This is a genomic window from Gordonia sp. i37 (assembly GCF_002043085.1).
Taxonomy (GTDB): domain Bacteria; phylum Actinomycetota; class Actinomycetes; order Mycobacteriales; family Mycobacteriaceae; genus Gordonia; species Gordonia polyisoprenivorans.
Genome location: NZ_MVPX01000263.1, coordinates 1 through 6,386, shown reverse-complemented (window position 1 = coordinate 6,386; position 6,386 = coordinate 1). Strand labels below are relative to the sequence as shown.

Sequence of the window (6,386 nt, the reverse complement as noted above, 5' to 3'; positions counted from 1 at the left end):
GCACGACCAAACTGTACCTACTACATATCTGTCCGGAGCAACTCACCAATATGCCGTCCTCCACCATCCCCTCGCCGCAAGTAGCCGTCAACGACATCGGCTCGGCTGAGGACTTTCTCGCCGCCATCGACTCCACGATCAAGTACTTCAACGATGGCGACATCGTCGAGGGCACCATCGTCAAGGTCGACCGCGACGAGGTTCTGCTCGACATCGGTTACAAGACCGAAGGCGTGATCCCCTCACGCGAACTCTCGATCAAGCACGACGTGGACCCCAATGAGGTCGTCAACGTCGGTGACGAGGTTGAAGCACTCGTCCTCACCAAGGAGGACAAAGAAGGCCGGCTGATCCTGTCCAAGAAGCGTGCGCAGTACGAGCGCGCGTGGGGCACGATCGAGGAGCTCAAGGAGAAGGACGAGGCCGTCAAGGGCACCGTCATCGAGGTCGTCAAGGGCGGCCTGATCCTCGACATCGGTCTGCGTGGCTTCCTCCCGGCATCGCTGGTGGAGATGCGCCGCGTCCGCGATCTGCAGCCGTACATCGGCAAGGAGATCGAGGCCAAGATCATCGAGCTCGACAAGAACCGCAACAACGTGGTGCTCTCGCGTCGCGCCTGGCTGGAGCAGACCCAGTCCGAGGTGCGCAGCGAATTCCTGCACCAGCTGCAGAAGGGCCAGGTCCGCAAGGGCGTCGTGTCCTCGATCGTCAACTTCGGTGCGTTCGTCGATCTCGGCGGCGTCGACGGTCTGGTTCACGTCTCCGAGCTGTCCTGGAAGCACATCGATCATCCGTCCGAGGTCGTCACCGTGGGTGATGAGGTCACCGTCGAGGTTCTCGACGTCGATCTGGACCGCGAGCGGGTGTCGCTGTCGCTCAAGGCCACTCAGGAAGACCCGTGGCGCCAGTTCGCCCGCACCCACGCGATCGGTCAGATCGTCCCGGGCAAGGTCACCAAGCTGGTGCCGTTCGGTGCGTTCGTCCGCGTCGACGAGGGCATCGAGGGCCTGGTGCACATCTCGGAGCTCGCCGAGCGTCACGTCGAGGTTCCGGACCAGGTTGTCGCCGTCGGCGACGACGCGATGGTCAAGGTCATCGACATCGACCTGGAGCGTCGCCGGATCTCGCTGAGCCTCAAGCAGGCCAACGAGGACTACACCGAGGAGTTCGACCCGTCGAAGTACGGCATGGCCGACAGCTACGACGAGCAGGGCAACTACATCTTCCCCGAGGGCTTCGATCCCGAGACCAACGAATGGCTCGAGGGTTTCGAGAAGCAGCGTGAGGCCTGGGAGGCGCGCTACGCCGAGGCGGAGCGTCGTCACAAGATGCACACCGCGCAGATCGAGAAGTTCGCCGCTGCCGCGGCCGAGGCCGAGAAGGCCCCGACGGACTACTCGTCGGCGTCGGAGAGCCGTAGCAGCTCGTCGACCTCGTCCTCGTCGACCTCTTCGTCGGGCGGCGGATCGCTGGCCAGCGACGAGCAGCTCGCGGCGCTTCGCGAGAAGCTGTCGGGCAACGCCTGATCGCCTGATCTGAACAAACGAGTGCGGCCTCTTCCGACAACGGAAGGGGCCGCACTCGTTGGTATGTCCACCTGATCGTGGCCGGGTTCAGACGTGCGGGCGGACCTGCACCTCCAGCCGCGCCGACAGGTCGACCTCGATGATCGCCCGACCGTCGTGGTCTGCGGTGACCTCGTCGGAAATCGCACCGCGCAACGCGTACGTCGCGCTCGGTCGGAGTCTCGAGAGTCGCAGCGCAGTTCGGGTCGGACCGGCTCCGGGCCGCAGCACGAGTTGGAGTGTCGTGCCGTCGGTGAGCGCCTTGGCGACCAGAACATCCGGATAGCCGGCCGAATCGAGGTGAGGGCCGTGGCGCCAGGTGTCGGCGATCTCGCCGGAGGCGAGGTCCCGCATGCCGTCGGGTCTGGTCATGCGTCCCAGCACATGGGCGCAGTTGACCCATGTCGAGACGCCGTGGAGTTTGTGCGCGCCGTGCGGAGAGTGATCGAGCCCGATGTCGGCGGCGATCTTCTCGGTGATCGTGTCGGCGACCTCGGTGTCTCCCATCTCGTGCGCGGCGATGAGCAGATTTGCCCACGCCCATCCATCACCGGGCCGATAGGACCCGACGTCGAGGTGGTCGACGGGCGTTGTCCGCAGTCCGATGCGCGTCGAGCGGTCGCGAATGCGTGTCCGACGCAGTGTGTCCCAGGTGTCGTGCGCGAGATCCGGCGTCAAGGCGTTGAGCCAGTAGGTCATCACGGCGTCGTTGGCGATCATCGGTGGGAAGACCAGGCCGAGCGGCCCGCGTCCGAAGACAAAGCGTCCGTCGCGACGCCGGAACTTGTTGTCGAACAACGATTGCCGCATCTTTTCAGGCAGATCGCCGGCGAGATCGCGGTGGTGGAGCCGGTCGTAGGCACACAGTCCCACCATCGCGACGGCGTTGCACATCGGGTAGATCAGGTGCGGCTCACACGGATACAACGTCTGACGACTCTGCCGCATGTTGCGCGCGATGGCCTCGGCGATCGGGGCGTAACCATAGTGAAACGACTTCTCGGTGCTCCACCGCAGTTCCAGGCTTCCCGGATCGTCGAATTCTCCGGTGCCGTTGAGGCTTTCGTAGAGCGCGAGCATCGCGGCGAAGAAGCCCGTGTACATCACGTTGCCGAAGGTCATGGGATCGGGATTCCATCGAAGGTATCCCGCCAGTTGCTCGGTGGCCCAGTACCCCCATACGCGTTTGTCGCACATCTTACGAATGAGATTGGCCTGCGCCTCCGCGAGATAGCCGCCGAATGCCGGTGTGCGCGTGTACTGCGCCATCGACAACGCGTACCCGGCATAACTGAGTTGGTAGCGCAGCGCGCTGCCGCCGATCTGCTCGAGCCGGGTGAAGCCGGTGAAATCGTCTATCGGCTGGAGCGCGAGATCGAGCAGGTACCGCAGCGACGCGAGATCGTCGGCGGACGACTCGGTGACCGCGACCGGCGCGATGCTCGTGCTCACGCCGACCCGACCGGCGTGCGTGCGCGCATGACCGACGCTGCGGCGAGTACTGCGATGAACCCGGACATGAGGACTCCCAACAGGATTGAAGTGATGACGAGGTGCACGGTTGTCGAGCGGAGTTGATACAGGTCGACCAGACGGGTGTCGATTTCGACGACGGTCAACAATGCGCCCGCGATCCCGATCGCCATGACACCGAGCGCCCCGACCCCACGGATGCGCTGCGGCCACCGGAGACCGACGAACGCCGCTGCACCCATGACGGCGACGGTGAGCATTGCCACACCCGAGCAGTGGATCAGCCACACCCAGCCGGGTGCGCTGGTGCGGGCGAATCCACTGGCCATGAGCGCCACGGTCACGGGCAGCGAAGCGGCCACGCCCGTCGCGATCGCTTGCATCACCGACGGGACCGCAGTGTGGAGTGTGGGGCGACTGTGCAGCGCGGGGCGACCAAGCAGTGCGGGGCCGGCCCTGGGCGGCCGCTCGCAGAGGGCGTCGACAAGGGCCGCGAGATCGGTGTCGTCTGGGGTGCTGCGCACCGCAGTCGGCGCGAAGCCGCCGTCGTCTCGGACGGCGCGCCACGGCATGAAGCGTGAGCCGGCTCCCAGCACGATCACCATCACCAGGCAACACAGCATCGCAGCCTCCTCTCCCGGACGATGGCCGGTGGCCTCGAATCTGTTGGAACAATATATTAAATATGTCTCTACGTTCGTGGAATGCGCCGACGCGCTCGCCAACGTATTCGTGTATGGCATTTTGACAATAATTGTCATCAACGGCTTAGCTGTGCGGCGTGCTCATACAACGGACAAAACTGACATTTTCCGTGGCCGCGCTCACGGCGGTGACCGCAACGCTCGTCGCGTGTGCTTCTGATGGCGGCGGTGACACCTCGGCGACGAGCAGTGCGGCGTCGGGATCGCCGGTCGAACAAGGCAGTGCCACACCGAGACTCGCACTGAGCTACGACGGCGGTGTGCTGGTCTACGACGCCGAGACCTTGAAGCAGGTCGGGGATTTCCCCGTCGAGGGGTTCACCCGACTCAACAGCGCCGACAATGGCCGCAATGTCTTCATCAGCGAGTCCGACGGGTTCCGCGTTCTCGACATGGGAACCTGGACCCGCAAGCACGGCGACCACGGCCATCACTACACGACATCGCCGGTACTCACCGACATGCGATTCGGCGGTGCCGAACCCGGTCACGTCGTGTCCTTCGAGGACCGCCTCACCCTTTTTTCCGACGGTACCGGCGAGGTGAACATCGTCGAACCCGTCGAACTGGCACAAGGGAATGCCGCGTCGACGACCTACCGCACACCCGAGCCGCATCACGGGGTCGCGGTGTCGCGCGGCGACGGCACCCTGGTGGTCACCGTCGGCAACGAGGACACCCGCTCGGGCATCGCGATCCTGGACAAGTCCCGCAACGAGATCGCCCGCAACGATCAATGCCCGGGCATTCACGGTGAGGCCGAGGCCGCCGGGGGAGTACTCACCTTCGGCTGCCAGGACGGCATACTCATCGTGCGCGGCAACGAGATCCAGAAGGTGTCGAGTCCTGATCCGTACGGCCGCATCGGCAACCAGGCCGGCGCGGCCGAGTCCCCGATCGTGCTCGGCGACTACAAGACCGACAAGGACGCCGAGCTCGAACGCCCGAATCGTTTCACCCTCACCGATACTCGGACCGGAACCCTGCGGCTCGTGGACTTCCCGGCCAGCTATAGCTTCCGGTCGATCGAGCGCGGCCCCAACGGGCAGGCGGTGATCCTCGGTACGGACGGCGCACTGCACGTCTACGAGCCCGTGTCGGCCACCGAGACGGCGAGCATCCCGGTCATCGCGGCCTGGTCCGAACCCGACGAGTGGCAGTCGCCGATGCCGAATCTGTTCATCCAGGGTGACCGGGCCTACGTCAGCGACCCCGCGACGAAAACCCTGTATGCCGTTGACCTGTCCACAGCGAAGGTGGCGAACAAGGCGACCCTTCCGGCACAGACGATCGAGCTGACCGGCGTTACCGGCTGACGGTGAGGTGGTCCGGATCACGGCCCCGTGGGCGCGTTTGCCACACTGGGACCGTGATCCGAGTGGGGCTGACCGGCGGCATCGGGGCCGGGAAATCGACAGTGGCCAAGACGTTCATCGAGCGCGGCGGTTTTCACATCGACGCCGACAAGATCGCCCGGGAAGTCGTCGAACCGGGCACTCCGGGCCTCGCGCAGCTCGTCGAGGCGTTCGGCGAGGACATCCTGGCCGGTGACGGGTCGCTGGACCGCCCCGCGCTCGCGGCGAAGGCGTTCGTCGACGACGAGAGTCGCTCCACCCTGAATTCGATCACCCACCCGCTCGTCGGGGCGCGCACCCAGGAGCTGCTGGAGGCCGCGCCCGACGACGCGATCGTGATCCAGGACATCCCATTGCTGGTCGAGGGCAACATGGCCCCGTTCTTCCATCTGGTGATCATCGTGCACGCCGACGCCGAGGAACGAGTGCGTCGGCTCGTCGAGCTGCGCGGAATGCCGGAATCCGACGCTCGTGCACGCATCGCCGCCCAAGCCGACGACGACCAGCGCCGGGCGGTCGCCGACGTCTGGCTCGACAATTCGGGCAGCCCGGACGCGCTCGCGGCCTCCTCGGTGCAGGTGTGGGAGCGCCGACTCGTGCCGTTCGAGACCAATGTGCGTACCCGTACTCCGGCCGTGATGGACGCCGAACTCATTGCGGCCGAACCCAACTCCTCGACACTGCCCACGCGCATCACTCAACGGTTGTGGGCGTTGGCGGGCGCGAACGCCACGGCGATCGATGCTGCGGCAAGCGGCGGCGCCGATCCGGGGTTCGCGATCACTGCGCGCGACGCCGACGCGTCGGGCGCACTCGCCGACGCGCTTCCGCCGGGGGGATTCGCACCGATCGGAGACGGTCGGTTCGGATCTGCCGACCCCGGTCGGCCCGCGACGGTGGGTATCCGAACGGCCGGCTGAACGGAATCCTCGACCGGTCGGCGTAGTCTCGCAACAATGTTGCGCGACAACCGATCCCAGTCGCCGGGTATGCCGGTTTCGCGACGTGGGCTACTCGCTGCGGTCGGCCTCGGCGCAGGCGCCGCGGCGATCGCGGGCTGCGCCACGACACCCGACACGTCGGGCAGCGAGGTGACCGCCGCCGCGACGGCGAGATCGACGCCATCGACCTCGCCCGGCGCACCGCTGGTGATGATCGTTCGGCACGCGGAGAAACCGGCGGCGGACACGCACGGCGTCACCGAGTCCGGGGCCAGGGACTCCGCGTCGCTGACGGTCACCGGATGGACTCGCGCAGGCGGGCTCGTCGCCCTGTTCGGTGCCGACGGC

6 protein-coding genes are annotated in these 6,386 nt (G+C 66.0%); 4 read left to right on the top strand and 2 right to left on the bottom strand.

Going from position 1 to position 6,386, the window contains the following annotated elements:
• Positions 1-50 precede the first annotated feature (50 nt).
• Positions 51-1,526, top strand: coding sequence for a 30S ribosomal protein S1 (rpsA, locus tag B1964_RS12695; protein ID WP_079930013.1), 1,476 nt, complete (start codon positions 51-53; stop codon positions 1,524-1,526).
• A gap of 87 nt (positions 1,527-1,613) precedes the next feature.
• On the opposite strand, the gene B1964_RS12690 is transcribed toward rpsA, so the two are convergent.
• Both B1964_RS12690 and B1964_RS12685 read right to left on the bottom strand, forming a co-directional pair.
• A complete protein-coding gene (locus tag B1964_RS12690; protein WP_079930012.1) occupies positions 1,614-3,017 on the bottom strand; it encodes a hypothetical protein in 1,404 nt (467 codons plus the stop codon).
• Entirely contained in the window at positions 3,014-3,661 is a 648-nt protein-coding gene (locus B1964_RS12685; RefSeq protein WP_079930011.1) for a hypothetical protein, read from the bottom strand. Before B1964_RS12685 ends, B1964_RS12690 begins: the two co-directional genes overlap by 4 nt.
• A gap of 158 nt (positions 3,662-3,819) precedes the next feature.
• Between B1964_RS12685 and aztD the strand changes: the two genes are divergently transcribed.
• From aztD to B1964_RS12670, 3 genes are all read left to right on the top strand, one after another.
• Positions 3,820-5,058, top strand: a complete 1,239-nt coding sequence (gene aztD, locus B1964_RS12680) for a zinc metallochaperone AztD (RefSeq protein ID WP_079930010.1) — start codon at positions 3,820-3,822, stop codon at positions 5,056-5,058.
• Between the two features lie 53 nt (positions 5,059-5,111).
• The gene (gene coaE, locus B1964_RS12675) at positions 5,112-6,017 is read left to right on the top strand and encodes a dephospho-CoA kinase (protein ID WP_216354244.1); all 906 of its coding nucleotides are present in this window, start codon (positions 5,112-5,114) and stop codon (positions 6,015-6,017) included.
• Positions 6,018-6,053: 36 nt separating this feature from the next.
• A partial coding sequence (locus tag B1964_RS12670; protein WP_139765717.1) for a twin-arginine translocation signal domain-containing protein occupies positions 6,054-6,386 on the top strand: 333 nt, incomplete at its 3' end.